This is a genomic window from Asticcacaulis solisilvae (genome assembly GCF_017875235.1).
GTDB classification, from domain to species: domain Bacteria; phylum Pseudomonadota; class Alphaproteobacteria; order Caulobacterales; family Caulobacteraceae; genus Asticcacaulis; species Asticcacaulis solisilvae_A.
The window spans coordinates 203,850-224,694 of sequence record NZ_JAGGMI010000001.1 but is presented as its reverse complement, the minus strand read 5'-3'; the positions used below and the strand labels follow the sequence as shown (position 1 = coordinate 224,694).

General features: G+C 61.3%; 15 protein-coding genes and 1 tRNA gene. 7 read left to right on the top strand and 9 right to left on the bottom strand.

The window, feature by feature from the left end:
* Nucleotides 1–31 precede the first annotated feature (31 nt).
* The 4 genes from J2X24_RS01140 to J2X24_RS01125 all read right to left on the bottom strand — a co-directional run bounded on the left by J2X24_RS01140 (nt 32) and on the right by J2X24_RS01125 (nt 6,065).
* The gene (locus J2X24_RS01140) at nt 32–1,273 is read right to left on the bottom strand and encodes an ROK family transcriptional regulator (protein ID WP_209715365.1); all 1,242 of its coding nucleotides are present in this window, start codon (nt 1,271–1,273) and stop codon (nt 32–34) included.
* A gap of 181 nt (nt 1,274–1,454) precedes the next feature.
* The gene (locus J2X24_RS01135; RefSeq protein WP_209715362.1) at nt 1,455–2,387 is read right to left on the bottom strand and encodes an alpha-E domain-containing protein; all 933 of its coding nucleotides are present in this window, start codon (nt 2,385–2,387) and stop codon (nt 1,455–1,457) included.
* 282 nt (nt 2,388–2,669) lie between these two features.
* On the bottom strand, nt 2,670–4,121 hold the full coding sequence (locus tag J2X24_RS01130) for a circularly permuted type 2 ATP-grasp protein (RefSeq protein WP_209715360.1): 1,452 nt from the start codon (nt 4,119–4,121) through the stop codon (nt 2,670–2,672).
* A gap of 30 nt (nt 4,122–4,151) precedes the next feature.
* Nucleotides 4,152–6,065 (bottom strand): class II glutamine amidotransferase, encoded by a 1,914-nt coding sequence (locus J2X24_RS01125; RefSeq protein WP_209715358.1) that lies wholly within the window; start codon nt 6,063–6,065, stop codon nt 4,152–4,154.
* A 168-nt stretch (nt 6,066–6,233) separates the two neighbouring features.
* On the opposite strand from J2X24_RS01125, the gene J2X24_RS01120 reads away from it, so the two are divergent.
* The 3 genes from J2X24_RS01120 (at nt 6,234) to J2X24_RS01110 (ending at nt 11,892) form a co-directional block, all read left to right on the top strand.
* Nucleotides 6,234–9,620, top strand: a complete 3,387-nt coding sequence (locus J2X24_RS01120; protein WP_209715355.1) for a transglutaminase family protein — start codon at nt 6,234–6,236, stop codon at nt 9,618–9,620.
* Nucleotides 9,621–9,670: 50 nt separating this feature from the next.
* Nucleotides 9,671–10,558, top strand: a complete 888-nt coding sequence (locus J2X24_RS01115) for a tetratricopeptide repeat protein (RefSeq protein WP_209715352.1) — start codon at nt 9,671–9,673, stop codon at nt 10,556–10,558.
* A gap of 83 nt (nt 10,559–10,641) precedes the next feature.
* Nucleotides 10,642–11,892, top strand: a complete 1,251-nt coding sequence (locus J2X24_RS01110; RefSeq protein WP_209715349.1) for a methyl-accepting chemotaxis protein — start codon at nt 10,642–10,644, stop codon at nt 11,890–11,892.
* 395 nt (nt 11,893–12,287) lie between these two features.
* Here the strand turns inward: J2X24_RS01110 and J2X24_RS01105 are convergent, their stop codons facing one another.
* Complete coding sequence (locus tag J2X24_RS01105) at nt 12,288–13,073, bottom strand: tetratricopeptide repeat protein (RefSeq protein ID WP_342591056.1); 786 nt, start codon at nt 13,071–13,073, stop codon at nt 12,288–12,290.
* Between the two features lie 289 nt (nt 13,074–13,362).
* On the opposite strand from J2X24_RS01105, the gene J2X24_RS01100 reads away from it, so the two are divergent.
* The 3 genes from J2X24_RS01100 to J2X24_RS01090 all read left to right on the top strand — a co-directional run bounded on the left by J2X24_RS01100 (nt 13,363) and on the right by J2X24_RS01090 (nt 16,780).
* Nucleotides 13,363–14,277, top strand: a complete 915-nt coding sequence (locus J2X24_RS01100; protein ID WP_209715344.1) for an SIMPL domain-containing protein — start codon at nt 13,363–13,365, stop codon at nt 14,275–14,277.
* Between the two features lie 116 nt (nt 14,278–14,393).
* Complete coding sequence (locus J2X24_RS01095) at nt 14,394–15,542, top strand: patatin-like phospholipase family protein (RefSeq protein ID WP_209715341.1); 1,149 nt, start codon at nt 14,394–14,396, stop codon at nt 15,540–15,542.
* A 317-nt stretch (nt 15,543–15,859) separates the two neighbouring features.
* A complete protein-coding gene (locus tag J2X24_RS01090) occupies nt 15,860–16,780 on the top strand; it encodes a tetratricopeptide repeat protein (protein WP_209715338.1) in 921 nt (306 codons plus the stop codon).
* A 7-nt stretch (nt 16,781–16,787) separates the two neighbouring features.
* On the opposite strand, the gene J2X24_RS01085 is transcribed toward J2X24_RS01090, so the two are convergent.
* From J2X24_RS01085 to J2X24_RS01075, 3 genes are all read right to left on the bottom strand, one after another.
* On the bottom strand, nt 16,788–17,948 hold the full coding sequence (locus J2X24_RS01085) for an FAD-dependent oxidoreductase (protein ID WP_245344350.1): 1,161 nt from the start codon (nt 17,946–17,948) through the stop codon (nt 16,788–16,790).
* A gap of 122 nt (nt 17,949–18,070) precedes the next feature.
* A tRNA-Val gene (locus tag J2X24_RS01080) sits at nt 18,071–18,145 on the bottom strand.
* Between the two features lie 113 nt (nt 18,146–18,258).
* Nucleotides 18,259–18,615 carry a response regulator gene (locus J2X24_RS01075; RefSeq protein WP_209716395.1) on the bottom strand — a complete coding sequence of 119 codons (357 nt, stop codon included), beginning with the start codon at nt 18,613–18,615 and terminating at the stop codon, nt 18,259–18,261.
* Between the two features lie 175 nt (nt 18,616–18,790).
* On the opposite strand from J2X24_RS01075, the gene J2X24_RS01070 reads away from it, so the two are divergent.
* Nucleotides 18,791–19,669: an N-formylglutamate amidohydrolase gene (locus J2X24_RS01070; protein WP_245344349.1), complete on the top strand. Its 879-nt coding sequence runs from the start codon at nt 18,791–18,793 to the stop codon at nt 19,667–19,669.
* Between the two features lie 218 nt (nt 19,670–19,887).
* On the opposite strand, the gene J2X24_RS01065 is transcribed toward J2X24_RS01070, so the two are convergent.
* Entirely contained in the window at nt 19,888–20,682 is a 795-nt protein-coding gene (locus J2X24_RS01065) for a DUF599 domain-containing protein (protein WP_209715335.1), read from the bottom strand.
* Nucleotides 20,683–20,845: the final 163 nt, after the last annotated feature.

The window sequence follows — 20,845 nt, the reverse complement described above, 5'->3', positions numbered from 1 at the left end:
GTGTCCACTTAAAATCATACCGATCTAGAACTTAATTCGTCTTCATCAGTGCCTGCCGGATCGGCAGGAAGCGGTCGTTGAAGGGCAGGATGCCCGCGCCGCGCGCCGCCGCATCGACGGCCAGATCGGCGCGCCGGACCGGCGCCAGGTTATGGATACGGTTGGCCTGTGTGCCCAGGCGCTGGTTGAGCCGCGTGCACAGCTGTTCGATAAGCTCTGAAGGCAACCGGCCGCCGATAAAGAAGGCTTCAGGGTTCAGCGCGCAATTCATGACCAGGAAGGGCTGGAAGAGGTGGTCGGCAGCGCGGTCCATCCAGGCGTTGACACGCACCAGGGCCGCTGGCGGCAGCCTTTCGAGATCTTCAGGTGTGGAGACCTCAATTCCGGATTTACGCAAGTAGTCATAAAGCGAATAGAGGGAGACGACCTCTTCCAGGCTGCGCGTTTCGCCGGCTTCGTCGCGAACGGGCAAATAGCCGATTTCCCCGGACATGCCATCGGCGCCGCGATAATAATGGCCGTCAATGACGACGCCGCCACCGAGTCCCGCGCACATGATGGTGTAGACAAAGCTGCGGTACTGAAGCCCATGGCCGAACTGCATTTCGCCGATGGCCGCCGCGGCTGCGTCGTTTTCGACAATCACCGGCACCGGCAGGATTTCGCTGAACATCCCGGCGACGTCGATTTCGGACCAGATCTCGTAGGCGTCGGGCCGGTTGGCGACCGGCACGCGGCCCAAATCGTTCGGAATCGCCACGCCGATTCCGATCAGCCGGTCGATATCGATGGCGCGCGACGCGATGATCTTGTCGACTTCGGTGCGGAAGAAGGCGATGACGTCCTCCGGCATGGCGAAATGGACTTCGCGGCATTCCCGCGCGCGCACATTGCCGAGGAAGTCGAGCGCCACGATGCCGATGTGGTCACGATCGATGTTAAGGCCGATGGAGAAGGCGCCGTCGGGATTAACGACCAGCTTGGTCGCCGGCTGGCCACGGCCGCCGAGGTGCCGTCCGGCCTTCAGGATCATGCCGTCATTAAGGAGGCGCTTGGTGATGTTGGCGATGGCCGGCGCGGTCAGCCCGGTCAGTTCGGCAATCTCGGCGCGGGTGATGGGCTCGACGGCGGCGCGGACGGCCTGCAGGGTCACACGCTGATTGTGGTCGCCGGCGCGTTCGAGATTGGTGCCGGACAGGGCGTCCCCTAAGCCGTGAGGCCTGGCCGCCTGGCCGCGCCCCTCGTTTCGTCCGTTACGTTCGTCCGCACCCATTCAAGCCCCTCCCGGGGGACCGCTTATCAAAATTACGCCCGGATGCGCGGCAATCGATCCGGTCTGTCGTCCGCGACGTATACTTTCTTCTGTCACGTGCGCGGTCCTGTTCGCTTATGACATAAAAGCAAAGACTGCAAGCGCCGGACGCAAAAGTGACCAGGATGTAATATGCGCCCGGCTATACCTTGAAATAGGTCTCGTAGATCGCCTCGTCGACCAGGTTCAGATTGTACTGGAAGACATCGATGAACTCGTGCAGGCCGCTGGCGATGATGTGCGCAGCGTCGGAGCCGTGAATCTTTTGCGTCAGCACGGCCATTTCGGTTTCGGCCTTGTTGGACTGACCGTGACCATCAAGACTTTTCAGCGCGCTGGCAACGCGGTCGAGGCAGTGGATCACCGACCGCGGGAAGGCCTTGCTGAACAGCAAAAAAGCCGTGACGTCGCGGTAATTGATGCTGTGGTACTGCTGGCGGTACATTTCCAGCGCATTGACCGACTTCAGCACGGCGCCCCACTGGACGGCGTCATAGGCGCTGTCGATGACTTCGCCATGCGGCAAGAGGATGAAGTATTTGACGTCAAGCAGCCGGGCCGTCTTGTCGGCGCGTTCCAGCATCTGGCCCATATGGGCGAACTGCCAGCCGGAATAGCGGCTCATCGTGTTGTACATCAGGCCGGTGAACAGGTGGCCGGCCATGCGGACCTCGCGGTAGTAGTCGTAGAGGTCGGCCAGGGACCGTTTGCGGCTGTGCGCCTGGGTCAGGTGATACAACTCGTTGATCTTTTCCCACATCTCGACCGGTATGATCTCGCGCACCGTGCGGGCGTTTTCACGCGCCCGGTAGATGCATTGCAGGATGGAGTTGGGGTTCTTGTCGTCGAAGGTGAGGAACTTGACGACCGTGCGTTCGTCGGCGACCTGGTAGCGCTTGTTGAAATCCTCGTCGTCGCCGGAAGTGGCGATGACGGGATACCACTGGGTTTCGTCCTTCGAGAGGCTCATGTCGAGCATCAGGTGGAAGTTGACGTCGATAAAGCGGGCGACATTGTCGGCGCGTTCGAGATAGCGCGACATCCAATAGATCGAGTTGGCGACACGGCTCAGCATTGGCAGAAATCCAGGCGAACTTCGCCCTCCCTGCTTGCGGGGCAGAGCGGTAGCGAAAGTATAGCTTTCGCGAGCGATGGGGACCATCTGCGGAGCAGATGGTGGGCGGGGCTGACCCCTGTTCCCCAAGTTTCGATAGCAATTATTACGGCTCTGACGGTTAGCCCCGCCCACCGCAGCAAGCTGCGGTCCCCCCTCCCCATAAATGGGGAGGGCGAAGAGGGGGCATCATTGCAAAGGGCCTGCTGTACTAAAGCTGAGTGAAGGGAAGGTGCGCTGTGTTTAAACATTCGCGACTCCATCTTCGCCGATCACCCAGGTGTCCTTCGAGCCGCCGCCCTGGGAGGAGTTGACGACCAGCGAGCCCTTCTTCAGCGCCACGCGCGTCAGGCCGCCCGGCAGGGTGAAGATCTCCTCGCCATAGAGCGAATAGGGGCGGAAATCGACGTGGCGGCCTTCGATGCCGTTGCCGCAAAGCGTCGGGCAGCGCGACAGCGACAAGGTCGGCTGGGCGATATAGTCGCGCGGCCTGGCCTTGATCTTGGCAGCGAATTCCTTCTGCTCGGCCTTTGTGCTCTTGGGCCCGATCAGCATGCCGTAGCCGCCCGACAGGTTGACGGCCTTGACCACCAGCTTGTCGAGGTTTTCCAGCACGTATTTGCGGTCTGCATCGTCCTCGCAGATATAGGTGCGGACGTTCTGGGCGATCGCCTCTTCACCGAGATAGTATTTCACGATCTTGGGCACATAGGCATAGATGGCCTTGTCGTCGGCGATGCCGGTGCCAGGTGCATTCGCCAATGCCACCGTACCCTTGCGATAGCAGCGCATGAGGCCGGGGATACCCAGCAGCGAATCGGGCCGGAAAATCTCCGGATCGATGAACTCGTCGTCGATGCGGCGATAGATGACGTCGACCTGATGCAGGCCGGCGGTGGTGCGCATATAGACCTTGTCGTCCTCGACCACGAGGTCGGAGCCCTGCGCCAGCGCCACGCCCATCTGTTGCGCCAGGTAGGCGTGTTCGAAATAGGCCGAATTGTAGATGCCAGGCGTCAGCACGATGATGTTGGGATCGTCCTTGCCGTTGGGCGCGATGTGCTTGAGCGTCCGGTAGAGATGGTCGCCATAGTCGCTGACCGGGCGGACCTTCATGGTCTGGAAGGCTGTGGGCAGGATGCGCTTCAGCACGGCGCGGTTTTCCAGCACATAGGAAATGCCCGACGGACAGCGCAGATTGTCTTCGAGCACATAGAATTCGCCGTCGGAGTCGCGCACGAAATCAGTGCCCGAAATGTGCGTCCACACGCCTTTCGGCGGCGACAGGCCTTCGCAGGGTTTCAGATAGCATTGCGACGAGAAGATCATCTCGGCCGGTATGACGCCGTCTTTCAGGATCTTCTGGTCGTTATAAATGTCCTGGATGAACAGGTTCAGGGCTTGAATACGCTGGGCGATGCCGCGTTCCAGCTTGGCCCAGTCCTTCGCCGACACCATGCGCGGGATGATGTCGAAGGGCAGGATCTTCTCGGTGCCCTTCTTGTCGCCGTAGACGTTGAAGGTATTGCCCGACTGGTAAAGGATGTCCTCGGCCTGTTTCTGCCGGCGCTTCAGTTCGTTACGAGTGAGCTTGTCTATCTGCTCGATCAGCGGCTGCGCAGCCGCGTGCGCCACACCGTCCTTGCGGAACAATTCGTCGTAAAACCCGTCAACCTTATAACTCTCAAGCGCCAAGAACAGCCCCTTCGTTGGGTTATGGTTAGATTATTGGAAAACCTCGTTCATCGTGACCTGAACCCGCAGCGTTTCCTTGCCTCCGCCCCTGTATATGGTCCCCGCCGTGGGCGTTGCGTCGAGGTAGTTGCGGCCGGCGGCGACGCGGACGTGGTCCTGCGTCACGCGGCAACCGTTGGTCGGATCGAAGCCGCGCCAGCCGAGATAGGGGATGTAGATTTCCACCCATGCATGCGAGGCGTCGGACTGAATCTTGTTTTCGTAATTGGCGCCGGTGAAGATGTAACCCACGCGGTAGCGCGCCGGCACACCCAGCAGGCGCGCCAGACAGATGAACAGGTTGGCGAAATCCTGGCAGACGCCCTCGCGCATGGCATAGACGTCGAATGGCGTCGACTTCACCGTCGTCGCGCCCGGCACATAGCGGAAGTCGCGATAGATGCTGAGATTGATGTCGTTGAGCGTGTCCATCAGGTGGCGCGCATTGCGCTCGGCGAAGCTCATGGCATAGACCATCAGTTCGCGAATCTGCGTTTCGGGCAGTTCCGGCGAGCGCAGATAGGGCTCCATCATAACCTGCTGCCACGGCATCATGGTCAGTGGGAGGAAGGGCTGGCGCTTGTCCTGCGACATGTCGTCGATGGGCTGGCCGAAGATCTTGACCAGCGAACGGCACGACACGACCAGCTTCTTGTACGGCTTGATGATCGAATAGTGGATGGTCTGGTTGCCGAACACATCCTCGAAGCGCATCGATTCGCCTTCGGACGACAGGCTGAGCGTCGAATTCAGCACTTCCTGGCCCGAATCCTCGACGGGCATCAGACGGAAGCTGTGCGTCGAGTGCTCGACCTCGTTCTCGTACTCGTACTCGGTCGAATGGACGACGTCGTAAAGACGATAGGTGAGGGGCGAGCCATCCGGCGTATGGGTCAGCGAACGCACATTCAGGACATTGTGCTGGACATTCTTCATCTGCTGCAGCGACTGCAGGATGGAGAGTTGCTGAGCCTGGGCCTGCTGATCGGCGAACGGACGGCCCGTCAGGCCGCGTGACACAGACGGCGGTACGACCACACCTTGCAGGTGGCCGTCCTTCTCGTGGACGATCTGCTGGGGCTGGAGTTTCGGCGCATCCTTCTTGTTGGTCCAGGCGACCTGGCCGCGACGAGCAATGATAAGTTGACCCTTCTGCATCGGCTTCCAGTCGCCCTGGCGGAACGGCGCCGAGGAGAAGACGAGCGCGGTGCGGAAGGTGTCGCGCGGATTGTCGACGGTGAAGGAGGCCGCATCGGCTTCGAAGCCGCCGGCGGAATGGGGTGGGCTGATGCGGTTGTAATAGAGGTGGGTTTCCGACTGCGAGCCATAGAAGGCGGCGACGGTCGTGCCGTCCGAAATGACCATGTCGGCCGAGCCCATGTCGTCCAGCTGCAGGAACCACGACAAGAGGATTTGGTGATCGACATCGGCCAGGGTGCGGGCGCCATAGTCCTGGATCTTGCCGAGCAGGAAGCAGAAGGCCAGTTCCGAATCGGTGCGGCCCATGGGCTCGAGGAAGATCGACTTGTTGAAGTGCAGCTTCTTCATGGCCATCTTGTCGAGATCGCCATTGTGCATGAACAGCCAGTCCTGACCGGCAAAGCTGCGTGAGAAGGGTTGGGTTTCGAGGTGGGTGTAGCCCGAGGCCGCGCCGCGCACCTTGCAGAAGAAGACCGTCGAGCGGAAGGCGTCCCAGTCTTCCATGGCGCCGCGCAGGGATTGCGTGTCGCGCGCCGACGGGTCCTTGGCGACGATGGCCGCCTTATTGTCGGCCGGATACCAGGCCAGGCCCCAGCCCAGGGTATGCTCGCCCTTTTGCGGTCCCTTGCGGAATTTGAGGTCGATCGCCGGCGAACTCAAGCCGTCGAAGGAAAAGGCCAAAATGTCACTCGAAATGGCGCTCACAAAAACGACCTCTTTATTGCAATGCAACTAGACTTTCTTATCGGGGAGTTGTCTAGTCCCCGTTACAGGAAGGTTACACTTTTTTTGCGTTTCCGTAACAGGGGCCGTCACTTAAAAAAGTCCCGCGGACAATGCAGTCACTGAACACGAGGGATTAGTTCGAAGTCCATGACCATTCTGGCTGCGCTGCATCACGTCACCGACTACCGCTACGACCGTCCGATCAGCCTGAACCCGCAGGTCATCCGCCTGCGTCCCGCACCGCATACCCGGGCGCACGTCCAGTCCTATGCGCTAAAGGTGTCGCCGGAGCCGCACTTTATCAACTGGCAGCAGGACCCGTTCGGCAACTGGCTGGCGCGGGTGGTCTTTCCGGAAAAGGTGACGCACTTCAAGGTCGAGGTCGACCTGGTGCTGGAAATCAAGGTCTTCAATCCGTTCGACTTCTTCCTGGAAGATTCGGCCACGAAGTTCCCGTTCGCCTATACCGAAGAACTGAAGGACGAACTGGCACCCTATCTTGAGCTCAAGGACGACGATCCGCTGGTCATGGACTATGTCCGCTCCATTTCCGACGAAGAGGCTGGCACCGTCGATTTTCTGGTCGCCTTCAACCAGAAGCTCAATCGCGATATCGGCTACACCCTGCGCTATGAGCCAGGTGTCCAGACGGCGACCCAGACCTTGCAAAAGCTGACGGGATCGTGCCGCGACATGGCCTGGCTGGCCTGTCAGGTGCTCCGTCACAAGGGGTTGGCGGTGCGATTCGTCTCTGGCTATTCCATCCAGCTCAAGGCGGATGTCGAATCGCTCGACGGGCCGTCGGGCGTCAGCGAAGACGTCACTGATTTGCACGCCTGGTATGAGGTTTATCTGCCGGGCGCCGGCTGGATCGGGCTCGATCCGACTTCGGGCATGTTCACGGGCGAAGGGCATATTCCTTTGTGCTGCGCGCCGCATCCGACCTCGGCGGCGGCGATTACCGGCACGCATGAACGCGCTGACACGACCTTCGATCACAAGATGGAGGTGACGCGCATATATGAGAGTCGCCGCGTCACCCGGCCCTATACCGACAAGGAATGGGAGCGGATCGATGCGCTGGGCCACAAGGTCGACGAGGCCCTGACCGCGCAGGACGTCCGCCTGACCATGGGCGGCGAGCCGACCTTTGTGTCGCTCGATGACCGGACCGGCGACGAGTGGCATTTCACGGCGCTGTCCGACGAGAAAAAGAAGCTGGGTTACGACCTGTTCCAGCGCCTGTCGGCGAAATTCGCAAATGGGGCACTGGCCCAGCATGCACAGGGCAAGTGGTATCCGGGCGAAATCCTGCCGCGCTGGGCGATGAATATGTACTGGCGCAAGGATGGGGAACCTGTGTGGCTCGATCAGGCCCTGCTGGCCGATCCGGAAGCCAAGGCCGGACTGAAGCGCGATGTCGCTGGTGACTTCTTGCGGACGCTCGCGGACGCCCTGGGTGTCGGTGGGGAGCACGTCATCGGCGCTTACGAGGACATTCCGTACCTGCTTTGGAAGGAGCAGCGCATCCCGCTCGAAGGCGAGATGCTCAAGGCTGATATCTATGAGGCGACCGAGCGCAAGCGGCTTCAGGATCAGTTGGATACCAATGTCGGCGAGGCGACGGGCTATGTCCTGCCGCTGACCTTTTCGGGCAAGACGCACGGCTGGCTCTCGAACACATGGACATTCCGCACCGACAAGATGATGCTCTTGCCGGGCAATTCGCCGATTGGTCTGCGTCTGCCGCTGGGCGCCCTGCCGTTTGTCGATCCGAAGCTGGCTGAGGCGCATTACGTGCCGGACCGCTCGCCGTTTGCGGAGACGGAGGCTCTGACGGATGCTGAAGAAGCGATCAAAAGATACGGGAAGGTCCTTACTTCGCCCTCCCCATTTATGGGGAGGGGGGACCGCGAAGCGGTGGGCGGGGCTTTAAAGGACGGAGCCAAAGGCACCCCGCCCACCATCGCAAGCGATGGTCCCCCCTCCCCGCAGAGCAGGGAGGGCGAAGATGGTCCAAATGGTTTGGTCCGTAGTGCCCTCTGCGCCGAAGTCCGCGACGGCAAGCTGTTCCTGTTCCTGCCGCCGCTGTCCTATGTCGAACACTATCTCGACCTGATCCACGCCATCGAAGCCACGGCCGCGCATCTCAAAACCCCGGTCATCATCGAAGGCTATTCGCCGCCGCGCGACCATCGCATCGTATCGATGTCGGTCACCCCGGATCCCGGCGTCATCGAGGTCAATATCCAGCCGGCCGCCAACTGGGACGAACTCAAGTCCATCGTCAACACCGTCTATGACGAAGCCCGCCAGGCGCGGCTGGTCGCCGACAAATTCATGATCGACGGCAAGCGCGTCGGCACCGGCGGCGGCAACCACATTGTCATGGGCGCCGCAAAGCCCGAGGACTCTCCTTTCCTGCGCCGGCCAGACGTGCTGGGGTCGATGATCGCCTTCTGGCAGAACCACCCCAGCCTGTCCTATCTGTTTTCCGGCCTCTATATCGGGCCAACCTCGCAGGCGCCGCGCATCGACGAGGCGCGCCACGAGTCGCTATATGAGCTGGAAATCGCCCTGAAGCACCTGCCGCACGGCGATGAAGAGTCGGCGCCGTGGCTGGTCGACCGCCTGTTGCGCAACCTGCTGGTCGATCTCAGCGGCAATACCCACCGCGCCGAATTCTGCATCGACAAGCTCTATTCGCCCGACAGCGATCGCGGCCGGCTGGGCCTGCTGGAAATGCGCGGCTTCGAGATGTCGCCGCACCCGCAGATGAACCTGATCCAGGCGCTTTTGCTGCGCGCGCTCGTCGCCGTCTTCTGGAAGAAGCCGTACAAGGCGCCGATGGTGCGGTGGGGGACGTCGCTGCACGACCGCTTCATGCTGGGGCATTTTGTGCGCGAAGACATGCTTGAGGTCATCGAGTTCCTGTCGCAGAACGGCTATCGCTTCAGCCCCGACTGGTTCATTCCCTTCTTCGACTTCCGTTTTCCGACGGTCGGCACGGTCCAGATCGGCGGCCTGACCCTGGAACTGAAAAACGCCCTCGAACCCTGGCCAGTCATGGGCGAGGAGCCGTCGGGCGGCGGCACGTCGCGCGGGGTCGATTCGTCGGTCGAACGCATGGAGGTGCGGTTGCTGGGCGGCGTGACGTCACAGCACGTAGTGACCTGCAATGGCTATCGCCTGCCGCTGACGGCGACGCGCGACGCCAATGTCCAGGTCGCGGGCGTCCGTTACAAGGCCTGGAAGCCGTGGTCGTCGCTGCATCCGAACCTGCCTATAAATACGCCGCTTATCTTCGACGTGCTGGATACGCGGCTTGAACGGTCGCTTGGGGGCTGCCGCTACCACGTCATGCATCCGGGCGGGCGCAATTACGAGACCCTGCCGCTCAATGCCAATGAGGCGGAAGGCCGGAGGCTTTCGCGGTTCGAAGCCCCGACCCACACGGCGGGCCGCGTGCGCATTCCGGCATTACACGTCAACCCCGACTACCCGCACACGCTCGACCTCAGACGCCCAGTGTAGATTTCGGCGCCCTTCCGCGCTATGGATGAGGCCTGTCCAAGGGGGGATTCATGAAAAAGAAATCAGGCAGCGGTGCCGTAGTCGTCGGCGCGGCTGCCGTCATCGTGGTTGGTGGTGGCGTGTTTGCCATCGCCCAGGACTGGAAGACGGGCCACAACAGCCTCGTCGATTATGCGCGCGCCGAGATGGGCGACGCCGAGTTGCAGTACCAGTTCGGCCAGAAGGAACTGAAGAACACTTCCATGACCGCCAGCCCGGAAAAGGCACGTGTCTGGTTCGAGAAGTCAGCGAAGAACGGCTATGTGCCGGCGATGATGACGCTGGGCGACACTTACAACACATCGTCGGCTAAACGCGACGGCGATGCCGCCTGCCACTGGTACGAAGAGGCGGCCAGAAAGGGCAATGCCGAAGGCATGCGCAATATCGGCCTCTGCCACCAGATCGGCCGGGGCTCGCTGGCGCCCGACGACCGACCGGCGACCGAATGGTTCCGCAAGGCGGCGGAAAAGGGCGACCTGCCGGCGCATGGCCTGCTGGCGGCCCGCCTGTTCCGGGAGGGCAAGGACGCCGAGGCGCTGGAATGGTTGAAGAAGGCGGACGCGGCCGGATCGCTCGAAGCCACGGAAATGCTGGGAGATTACTACTACAGTCCCTATACCCCCAATCGCGACGTCAATAAGGCGTTCGGCTATTTCGCCAAAGCGGCCGAAGGCGGCATCACCGGCGCGCAACGGTCTTACAGCTTTTGCTTCTTCGCCGGGAAGGGGACAGCCAAGGATGGCGCTGAAGCTTACAAATGGGCGGTGATCGCGCAGAAGTCCGGAGACAAGGACGCGGTGACGGCGATCAATTTCCTGAAGCCCCAGTTGTCGGCGGCGCAGATCGCCGAGGGCGAAAAACGCGCCGATGCGTGGTTGGCCAGTCACAAGCGGTAATGTTTACGCTTAATTAGCCATGTTGCGTCCAATGTCGCCGGCAACTTACTCAGCGACAATCACAAGGACGAGACATGTTCGGAATGGGCCGTAAGACCGCGGACAGCAACCCGCAGGCGGACATCGTATTTGCGGCCATGGATGGACTGGCTTCGCCCGTCGCCGTGGCCGGTGCGGACGGTATCGTCTATTGCAACCCTGCCTTCGCCACGGCCCTGAACGGCCGCCGCGACCAATATGCCGGCCGCGCCCTGTCCAGCCTCTATGCCCCGCGTCAGCCCGAGGGCGGCAGCGGCTTTGACACCGCCCGCGCGGTCGATGACGGCATTGGCCGCTCCGGCAAATGGTCGGGTGTTGTCGGCCTGTCGCGCGCCGACGGTTCCGCGTTTGAAGCTTTGGCCAACATCACCACCATCATGTCGGCCGGGAAGTCCTACACCGTTGCCCAGTTCCAGAACCAGCAGCAGGGTGGCCTCCAGTCCCGCAAGCAGGAATTCGACGCCCTGGCCAGCACGCTGCAAAGCGAAGTCGGCGCCGCCGTCGACGCCATCTCCAAGGCCGCCGGCAATCTGGGCGGCGTGGTCACCAGCCTGATCCATTCGGCCGACGAGACTTCCCGTCAGTCGGAAAGCGTCGTGACGGTCAACACCGCGACGGCGAACAATGTCAGCGGCGTCGCCGATGCCGCCAACGAACTGGCGACCTCAATCGACGCCATCGGCGCCCAAGTCGGCCGGTCGACCCTGATCGCCCGCGACGCCGTCGGCCAGGCTTCCAATACCCAGGTCATCGTCAACCGTCTGGTCGGTGCGGCCGAGCGCATCGGTGACGTCATCAAGCTCATCCAGTCGATCGCCTCGCAGACCAACCTGCTGGCGCTGAACGCCACCATCGAAGCGGCGCGCGCCGGCGATGCCGGTCGCGGCTTCGCGGTCGTGGCCTCGGAAGTGAAGTCGCTGGCCAGCCAGACGGCGAAAGCCACCGAGGAAATCTCGCTGCAGATCGCCGACATCCAGGCGGCGACGACCGAAACCGAATCGGCTATCCGCGCCATCGGTTCGACCATCGAACAGATCAACGAAATTTCGGGCGTGATCGCCGACACGGTCGAGCGCCAGTCGGGCGTGACGCAGCGCATCTCGCAGAACGTGTCACTGGCTTCGCAAGGCACGGACCAGGTGACGCAAAGCCTGATGACCGTGGCCGACGTGGCGCGAGAAACGAGCGGCGCGGTCAACAAGGTCCAGTCGTCGATCGGCCAGGTGTCGGAACATACCGACAGCCTGCAGACGCGCATCCAGGGTTTTATCGAGCGCCTGCGGAAAGCTGCGTAAAGTCATGGGGTTTGGGGCCTGTGGCCCCAAGTCTTATAAAACAAAGAGAAAAGCCTGGCCTTTTGGGGCCAGGCCAGGCTGCTGACAAAGTCTGTGGACAATTTTCATGCGGTATATTGCCACCTGATTCACGGAACGTCTCGGAATCAAGCGGTGAACATATCGGAATCAAATTGTGGCAATTGGCCCTTCTCAAAAAAGATAGGGGGTTTGTCAGTAGCCTGGCCTGGCCTTTTGGGGCCAGGCTTTTCTCTTTGTTTTATAAGGTTTTGTGGGGTCGCGGACCCTGCCCTTCGCATGGCTCCGGGCGTTCGTTGAAGAAATCAGTACATTTAGGACTGATTTCTTCCGGTTTGCTTCACGAAGCAAACCGGCGCTCCTCACCCCCATAAGCTTTAAGCTGGTACCCAGCTCTGCAACTCCGCCTGCAACTCGCGCAACTGCTTTGGCGTCCACGACTGTTCCAGTTTTTCCAACTTGCGCATCGCGTCGCGCCGGCCTTTGCGGGCGGCCAGGGCGTACCAGAAATAGGCTTGCTCGCGGCTGCGCAGCTCACCCGTATTGGTCAGGTAGTTGTCGCCGACGCGCTCGATGGCCTCTGTGTCACCCTGCAATGCCGCCTGCCGCACCAGCTTCGCCGCCGTCACCGGATCGGGCCTGGGCTTCAGGCCGTTGAGATGCAGTTCCGCGAGGCACTTCGCCGCCCACGGGTGGCCGCGCTCGGCCGCGGGCGCCAGATACTCCGCCGCCCGGTCGAAATCGCTGATGCAGCCCAGTCCGTAACGGTATTGGTAACCGGCATAGGCCATGCCGTTGATATCGCCATGACGGGCATTGGCCTCATTGATCGCCAGCGCCGCGCGATAGGCCTTGTCGCCCATCTTCGACATGTGTGGAAAGGTAAAACCGTGATTGCAGATCTCTGCCAGTTTCAGCGCTGCATAGCCATCGCCCTGACGTGCCTTCGTGGCCAGGATCGACGCAGCCTCATGAAGATAATAGCTGGCGAGATTATAGTTATGAGGTGCGCCGCCAGTGCCCTTCTCCAGCATGTCCGCAACGGCGATACAGGCCTTGGCGTCGCCGTTGCGCGCCTTGCGCCGCGTCCGCCGGTATAGATTCAAGGGTTTCGAGTATTTCAGGCCGTCGCTGGTCAGGTCCTGGATCATCAGGATAATCACGACCAGCAAGGCAACACACAGCAAGACGAAAAAGAGAAGTGGGACAGCCACCGAAGGTGAGGTCAGGTCGATTGACATGGCTTTGCGATGTGAAATACCTTCACTGCGAAGGATACAGGCAGCCTATCAAACCGCTGGACAGCTACAAGGCAGCGAATATTTCAGGCGCCGTGCATGATTTGCATTGCATTTTTACAGGCGTACCAGGGCCTCACGCCGGCCATAAATCGGACATCGACGCACAACATCTTGGCGTCAGGCGCGTTTTACGCGCATCAGGGAGGGACTTATGAAAAAGCTGACAATGCTTACGGCCGCCGCCGTCCTTTGCGTATCCGGAACCGCCGTGGCGAAACCCGCCCGGGCGCAGACCGCCGCTACGGCTACTCCGCCGACCTCGAACGCGCTTTACGACAAGGCGCCGTGGTGGATGCGCGATGGCGTCATCACCCAGACCGGCCACGTCTTCACCGAAATCCCGGCCAATCGCGCCAGTTTCTCCGCCACCTTCCAGAGCGTCGATGACTCGGCGGAAAAGGCGCAGGCTAAATCGATTCAACAGACCAAGGCGTTGCAGCAGGCGCTGGACAAGCTCGGTAAGGATGCCGTGCGGGTGAATACCGGTTTTTCGATGCGGACGCTTTATGAGCAGTACCGCGACAAGAACGGCAACCGCATCGAAGACCAGCGCGGCGACAAGATCAATGGCTACGAAGTGTCGCTGAACATCTCGGTCGAGGTGCGCGACATGGCGCAACTGGAGCGCGCCTACGCCCTGGTGCTGGCCGCGTCCCCGACCCAGGCCGGCGGTATTGGCTTCAACCTTCAGCCGACCAACGAGATCAACACCTGGCTCTATAACGAAGCCATCAAGGACGCCCGCAGGCGTGCCACCGATGGCGTGACAGCCGCCGGCGGCAAACTGGGTGGGATCAAAGTCATCGATCCGACCGGCCGCGCCTGCCGTACCGATATCCTGGCGCGCGGCGCTGAGGATGAATGGAACAATACCGAGGCCAATGAAGTGGTCGTCTCCGGCATGCGCAAGGCTTACGCCGCGCCCCCGCCACCTCCACCACCCGCACCCGCAATGGCGGGCACGGTTGAGTATCTCGAAGCCAAGGCGCTGGCCAATCCGTTTATTCAGACACCGCCGTTGCAACGCTTGGAATCGACGGCCTGCGTCGTTTATGGCGTGGATTAAGCAATGTGCGAAAAAGTGTGCAGCGGTTTTTCGCATAACATTGCGACAACAAAAGACTAACATTGAAATTTTAATGTTGCGGCGCAATATGATTCTCCGGCTGTCCGGAGAGTCATATGTCGTTTGAAAGTCCCGACCCGCATCTTGACCTGCCGTTTGACCAGACCGTCCTGGTCCTGCAAGGCGGCGGCGCGCTTGGCCCGTATCAGGCCGGCGCCTATGAGGTTCTGCACGGCCACGGCATTCGGCCGGACTGGATATCGGGCATTTCCATCGGCGCCATCAATGGCGCCCTGATCGCCGGCAACGCGCCCGGTGACCGTATCGATGCCCTGAAAGCTTTCTGGCGCAAGGTCGGCGTCCACTTGCCGGGAGATGGCGCCACTTCGGTCAGTGACATCGCCGACTATGTCTACCGCCAGATGTCCGGTGCCTGGGCCTTGTCCGCCGGCGTCCAGGGCTTTTTTCGGCCGTGGTTCCTGTCGCCGTGGTTCAATCCGCCGGGCGAAGTCCAGGCGACCAGCTTCTACGATACCGCGCCGTTGCGTCAGACACTGCTGGACCTGGTCGATTTCGATCGTATCAATCGCGGCGAGACGCGTCTCAGTGTCGGCGCCGTTCATGTCCGCACCGGCAATTTCGTCTATTTCGACAACCGGGATCGCACGATCACGCCCGATCATATCATGGCCAGCGGGGCGCTGCCGCCCGGCTTTCCGGCGGTAATCATCGACGGCGAACCCTATTGGGATGGCGGTCTCGTCTCGAACACGCCGTTGAGCTATGTGCTGGAGTCCGGCATCGCCCGCGACACCCTGGTCTTTCAGGTCGATCTCTACAGCGCCACGGGGCCGGACCCGGCGACGCTCGACGAGGTTGAGGAGCGGCGCAAGGAGATCATCTATTCCAGCCGCACGCGCATGAATACCGACGCCTTCCTGGAAAAGTACCGGCTGCGCAACAAGCTGCGCGCCTTGGCTCGCCACGTGCCGCCCGAAGTGCGCGCCGAACTGCTGGGAAAGGATGATCCGTCCGACGCCTTCAACGGGCGGGTGAGCCTGGTTCACCTGATCAACCGCACCAACCGTCGCGAGATCCAGTCCAAGGACTATGAATTCTGGTGCCGGTCGCTGGAGATGCACTGGCGGAACGGACGGACGGACGCCGAGACCGCCATGCAGGCGGAGTCGTGGCGGCAATTGAACGATCCCGAAACCGGCCTGGCGGTCTATGACTATATCCGTCCCGACAAAGTAACGGCATAGGATTTAAAGCCTAGATTTAGCAACATTTTCCTTCCCCGTTTACGGGGAAGGTGTCAGCGAGCCTTTGGCGATATGACGGAAGGGGGAAGCCGTAGTTGCCACGACAATCTCCCCCTTCCGTCATTTGCTCCGCAAATGCCACCTTCCCCGTAAACGGGGAAGGAACAGATAACGGCCACAAGCTTTGCCGCTGCCGCTTTTTGGCAACAGCTCCGTGCAGAATGTGTTTGCACTGCAACAAAAACTATCGCCGCCCTCGCGAAAGGCTTATGGCGCTCCTATGTACGGGCGCGTGAAAGCCCACGGAGAATCTTGTTATGGTCATCGCCAGACTGCTGAAACTGACTGCCGCTTTGGCGGCGCTGATGCTGACGGCCAGCCCCGTGTGGTCGGCGACCGATGCCCGCATCAACCAGCAGGCCATCGCCGCCGAAACGAGCGATATTGCGGCCGTGCGCCGTGCCGCCGACGCCGGTGACGCCAAGGCGCAGCTGCGGCTGGCCGACGACTATTACCTGGGTAACGGCGTCGAACAGGATTTCGAAAAGGCTTTCGAATGGTATTCCCGCGCCGCCGCGTCGGGCAATATCGAGGCCATGGCCGAGCTGGGCGTGATGTACGCCAAAGGCCTGGGCACCGAGCAGAATTACGACAAGGCGCGTGAGTGGAGCCTGAAGGCCGCCGGCCTCGGCAGCGTCGAGGCGATGTACAATATCGGCGCCGCCTACGACAACGGGCTGGGCGTGCCGAAGGACCTGGCCAAGGCGTTCGAGTGGTACAAGAAGGCCGCCGAAGCCGGTTACGATGTCGCCCAGTTCAATGTCGGCAATATGTACGAGACGGGCGAGGGCGCGCCGCAGGACTTCGCCCAGGCCGTTTACTGGTACGAAAAGGCCGCCGCCCAGGACAGTCCGCCGGCGCGCTTCAACCTCGGCCGCATGTATGTCCACGGCCAGGGCGTGGCCAAGGACCTCCAGAAGGGGCGCGCCCTGATCGAGACTGCGGCGCGTCAGGGCCTGGCCTTGGCGCAGCTCAACATGGCGGCGTTCGCCTACCGCGGCGAGGGCCAGCCGGTCGACAAGGTCGCGGCCTATGCCTGGGCGCTGCTGGCGGCCGATGGCGGCGATCCGGATGCGCGCGACCTCGTGCGCACTATGGAGCAGGACAGGGAACTGACCGAGGACCAACTGAAGCAGGCGTCGGACCTGGCCGACAAGCTGTCGCAGCCGGTCGCCTAGTCCGACCTTAACCTCTGTAGACCCTGGCGACGTTTTCGATCGACTCGCGCGCCGCCACCGGATCGATGGTCTCGTTGTCATCGTTCCAGCCGAACATCTCGTTCCAGCCGACATCCTGGACAACCACGCCGTCGCGCCGCCCCAGCACCGACACGCCGCCATAATAGAAGCCGTAGTGCGCATCCGCCTGCGGCGCCAGCCAGACGATCTGGCCGCGGACCGGCACGATGCTTTCGTCCTTGCACAGTGCGCGGGCACCATAGCCGGTGCAGTTGATGATGACCTTTTCCTTCAGTCGCGTGAAATCCGACAGGCTGTGGAACTGCGCCGGCACGAACCTGCCGCCCGCCTCGAGGAAGTCCTCGGTCAGCTGGTGCGCCAGCGAAGCGACGTTGAAGGTCAGCATATTGGTCCGCTGCACGTTCTCCGAGGCGAAGGGGTGCGCGTCATTAGGCACCGGCTGGCTATGGGGGACGATGTCGTTGATGCGGCCGTCGAGATGTATAAAGTCCGCCTTGATATCGGCATAGGCGGGACGTGGGCCTGGACGCCCGCCGCCCCGGACGAGGTATTGGTCCATCCACTCGACGGGATTGCCGGCGAGGCCGACATACGACTGGTGCATGCTCCAGGCGTAGCGCGCCATAGTCTCCCAGCGATCGGCAAAATCGGGCGCGACCTCGGCTGCCATGGCAACCCGCGACGAGGGCGTCCAGCTGCCCGTGGCAAAAGCCGATCGAACGAACGGAAAGCGTTCGCGGGCGTAGATGGTCACTTGAGCGCCGGCCCGCTGGGCCATCAGGGCGGCCGTCAACCCCAGGGCGCCGGCGCCAACGACAGCGATCTTGCGGGGACTTGATTGCATGGCCAGCCGGACGGCGTATTCCGCCGAACCCCAGGACAGGGACCAGCCGCTGCCGCCGTGGCCGTAATTGTGCACGACCTGTTTACGGCCGACCGTTTCGGTCTCGATGCGCGGCCCCTTGCCCCGGAAAGGCCGCAGGCAGACCGTGGTGCGGAAGACCTGATCGGGACTGAGGCGGATAGGCACCAAAGGCGGGGTCGATGACGGACTAGGCGCTGCCGGCGCCTGCGCGCGGCCAATTCCAGGCAAGACGGAAGCCGTCAGTGCACCAGCTCCCAAAAGCATAAGCTTTCGTCTGTCCATACCCGTATCTCCTTATTTGCGATGCGACACGTGTCGCACCATTCCAAGGCAAGTTCAAGGCATCGGGCGGTGACGTGCAAAAACAAAAAAGCGCCGGACCAGCCGGCGCTTTTTGGTGAAGATGGTGGGCGCTACAGGGATTGAACCTGTGACCCCTACCATGTCAAGGTAGTGCTCTCCCGCTGAGCTAAGCGCCCATCTTCATTGCGAGGAGCGGCTGTATAACCAAGCGCTGCCGGGTTAGCAAGCGGTGAGATGCGATTTTTTGGAGAAACCGCAATTTCATCCACGCCCAACCCTATCAGGCCGGTCAAGCCGCGATCAGGCGTTCGACCTCGGTGACGATCTCACGCAGGTGGACGGGCTTTTCGAGCACCTTGGCGTTCGGCGAGGCCTTCTGTGCGTTGAGGGCCACTGCGGCGAAGCCGGTGATGAACATGATCTTCAGTTCCGGCTGGCGTTCGGCGGCGCGCTTGGCGACTTCGATGCCGTCGGCGCCCGGCATGACGATGTCGGTCAGCAGCAGGTCATAGGGGCCGTTGTCGAGTTGCATGATCGCCGTGTCGCCGTCCGGGCAGGACACGACGTCGTAGCCGGCGCGTTGCAGGGCACGCGACAGGAAGCTGCGGACCGAGTCCTCGTCTTCTGCGAGCAGGATCTTTTTCATGTCACTCATTAATAGGCGTTCCTAATCATGATCCGCGGGTGCGCGGCTGTAAAGCGATGTCGCACGATCTTTGCGGGTTGAGGTAAATTAGGGGTGAATACGTGGCAGGAATGTCCTACTAAATGGCTAAAGTCTGTTAGCCATTTGTTTGGTTCGATTACCGTTCCGGAAAGATATGGATCAATTGTCTCCCGTTCCATGGCACGTTCTCCACACCCCCGAGATGGGGCTCGAGATCGTGCGTCCGGCCGGCGAGGGCACGAACCTGGTCTACAGCCTGCCGCATTCCGGCCGCTACTATCCCGACAGCTTCGTTGCCGAGGCGCGGTTATCGGGCACCACACTGCGTCTCAGCGAGGACGCGTGGGTCGACGACATGGTGGCTTTGAGCCCGGAACTCGGTGTCTATGGTCTGATCGGACGCTATGCCCGCGCCTTTTGCGACGTCAACCGCAATCCGCTGGAGCTGGATGCGCGCCTGATCCGGGGCGAACTGCCCAAGGCGGCCCTGTCCCTGAGCGCGCGCGTCAAGGCCGGATTCGGCGTGATCGCGCGGCGTTTGAGCGCCGATCTCGACATCTACCGCCAGCCGCTCGACATGGCGGAGGTCAGCCGGCGCATCGAGCTGATCCACAGGCCATATCACACGGCCCTGCATGGTTTGTTGCGCGAGGCGGGTCGGAACAACCGGGTACGGCTGATCGACTGGCATTCCATGCCGTCGAGCGCGCTGCTTCATCCGTCGGTCAGCGGCACCCGGCCGGACATCGTGTTGGGGACGCTGCACGGCGAGAGCAGCAGCGAGGGCTTCGTCAACCAGGTCAAGCGTGTGCTGGAAAAGGAAGGCCTGCGCGTCGGACTGAACCGTCCCTTCGCCGGCGGTTACATCGTCGAAAAGTACGGCCGCCCGTCCGCCGGCGTCGACGCTTTGCAGATTGAGATCAACCGCGCCATCTATATGGACGAGGCGACGCTGGAGGCCCATTCGGGACTTGGCAAGCTGCGCGAGGTTTTCCGTAAGCTGACCGTTGCGCTGGTCGATGAGGCCTCGTAAGGCAAAAAAAAAGCCGCGCTAAACAGCGCGGCTAAAAGTTTACAGGGAGGAAACGCCCAGGAAGGGCATCGACGTAAAAACGTCGAACAACTTCAATGTAGTTTGCGGTGCAAAATAAAGCAACCAAAAAACTTTAATCGTCCGATCACGTATCGTTACAATGCCGTTGAGCTGTCACGTTTTCGTCGCGATGCCAAAAATCGTGCCTCAATAATCTATTATTGCGATGCAATATTTTTGTCGATTTTTTGAGCGTCCGCGGAATAAAGCGGGCGCGTGGGCGTCGGATAAGGGTGCTCTTCCAGCAGTTCGCGCAGCTGTCTTAACCCACGCGCCGCCTGCGACCGCGACTGACGCCAGCCCAGAAGGACGATGGCGCCGATGCTGGCGACGATGAGATAGCCTGGACCGAACAGCCATGCAGCGGCGGCGATCGAAAAATAGTAGCCGCGCACGCCTTGCGAAAAGTTCGACATGGCCGGCTCGATAATGTTGCCCATGGCGTCGGTGAAGCGGGCGGCGACCGTCTTGTCCATATATTCCGGGATCGAGCCCATGGCGGCGGCGCAATAGTTCATCTGGCGGATCGCCCAGATGAAGTTCAGCAGGCCCCTGACCAGGCAAATGACGATCAGAGCCAGCTTGAGCTGAAAGAGCACGGGCGAGGAGACGTCGAAGCCCAGGGCCTCGATCGATTTCAACGGCAGCTTGCTGGAAAACAGGACGCCGCCCAGCGCCGCGATCAGCAGCAGGTTGGCGGACGAGAAGTTGGTCGCCGAATTGACCGCGTGCGCCATCAGGTTCGAATCGTAGAGCTTGATTTCGCGGATCGTCATCTCCTGCATCCAGGCGCGGCGGACGACGCTCAGGTCCTTGGTGATCAGGCCGGACTTCTTCGAAATCATCTGCAGGAAAGGCTCGTAGCCCAGCCAGCAGAAGACGAAGATGGCGATCGCCAGGGCGTCGATCGGGCTGTGCTTGGCGGCGAGAATAAGGGCTGTCAGGGGTTCCATGGGGCGTATCGCGGAGTTTGGCGGTTGGGACTGGGTATTTTTATCGCCCAACGCAAGAATGTTTGGTTAAGACGCGATAAATACGCTTTCTTCGCTTGTGCGAAATAGGGCTTACGCCTATGAAGTCGCCAAGACCGTCCGTAACAACGACCCTTCTTTCAGA

Coding starts and splice junctions, on each gene's coding strand:
- J2X24_RS01115 (WP_209715352.1), top strand. CDS start 9,671: ATGAAAAAGAAATCAGGCAGCGGTGCCGTAGTCGTCGGCGCGGCTGCC.
- J2X24_RS01065 (WP_209715335.1), bottom strand. CDS start 20,682: ATGGAACCCCTGACAGCCCTTATTCTCGCCGCCAAGCACAGCCCGATC.
- J2X24_RS01095 (WP_209715341.1), top strand. CDS start 14,394: ATGTCGTTTGAAAGTCCCGACCCGCATCTTGACCTGCCGTTTGACCAG.
- J2X24_RS01135 (WP_209715362.1), bottom strand. CDS start 2,387: ATGCTGAGCCGTGTCGCCAACTCGATCTATTGGATGTCGCGCTATCTC.
- J2X24_RS01070 (WP_245344349.1), top strand. CDS start 18,791: ATGGATCAATTGTCTCCCGTTCCATGGCACGTTCTCCACACCCCCGAG.
- J2X24_RS01090 (WP_209715338.1), top strand. CDS start 15,860: ATGGTCATCGCCAGACTGCTGAAACTGACTGCCGCTTTGGCGGCGCTG.
- J2X24_RS01075 (WP_209716395.1), bottom strand. CDS start 18,615: ATGAAAAAGATCCTGCTCGCAGAAGACGAGGACTCGGTCCGCAGCTTC.
- J2X24_RS01140 (WP_209715365.1), bottom strand. CDS start 1,273: ATGGGTGCGGACGAACGTAACGGACGAAACGAGGGGCGCGGCCAGGCG.
- J2X24_RS01100 (WP_209715344.1), top strand. CDS start 13,363: ATGAAAAAGCTGACAATGCTTACGGCCGCCGCCGTCCTTTGCGTATCC.
- J2X24_RS01085 (WP_245344350.1), bottom strand. CDS start 17,948: ATGGACAGACGAAAGCTTATGCTTTTGGGAGCTGGTGCACTGACGGCT.
- J2X24_RS01120 (WP_209715355.1), top strand. CDS start 6,234: ATGACCATTCTGGCTGCGCTGCATCACGTCACCGACTACCGCTACGAC.
- J2X24_RS01110 (WP_209715349.1), top strand. CDS start 10,642: ATGGGCCGTAAGACCGCGGACAGCAACCCGCAGGCGGACATCGTATTT.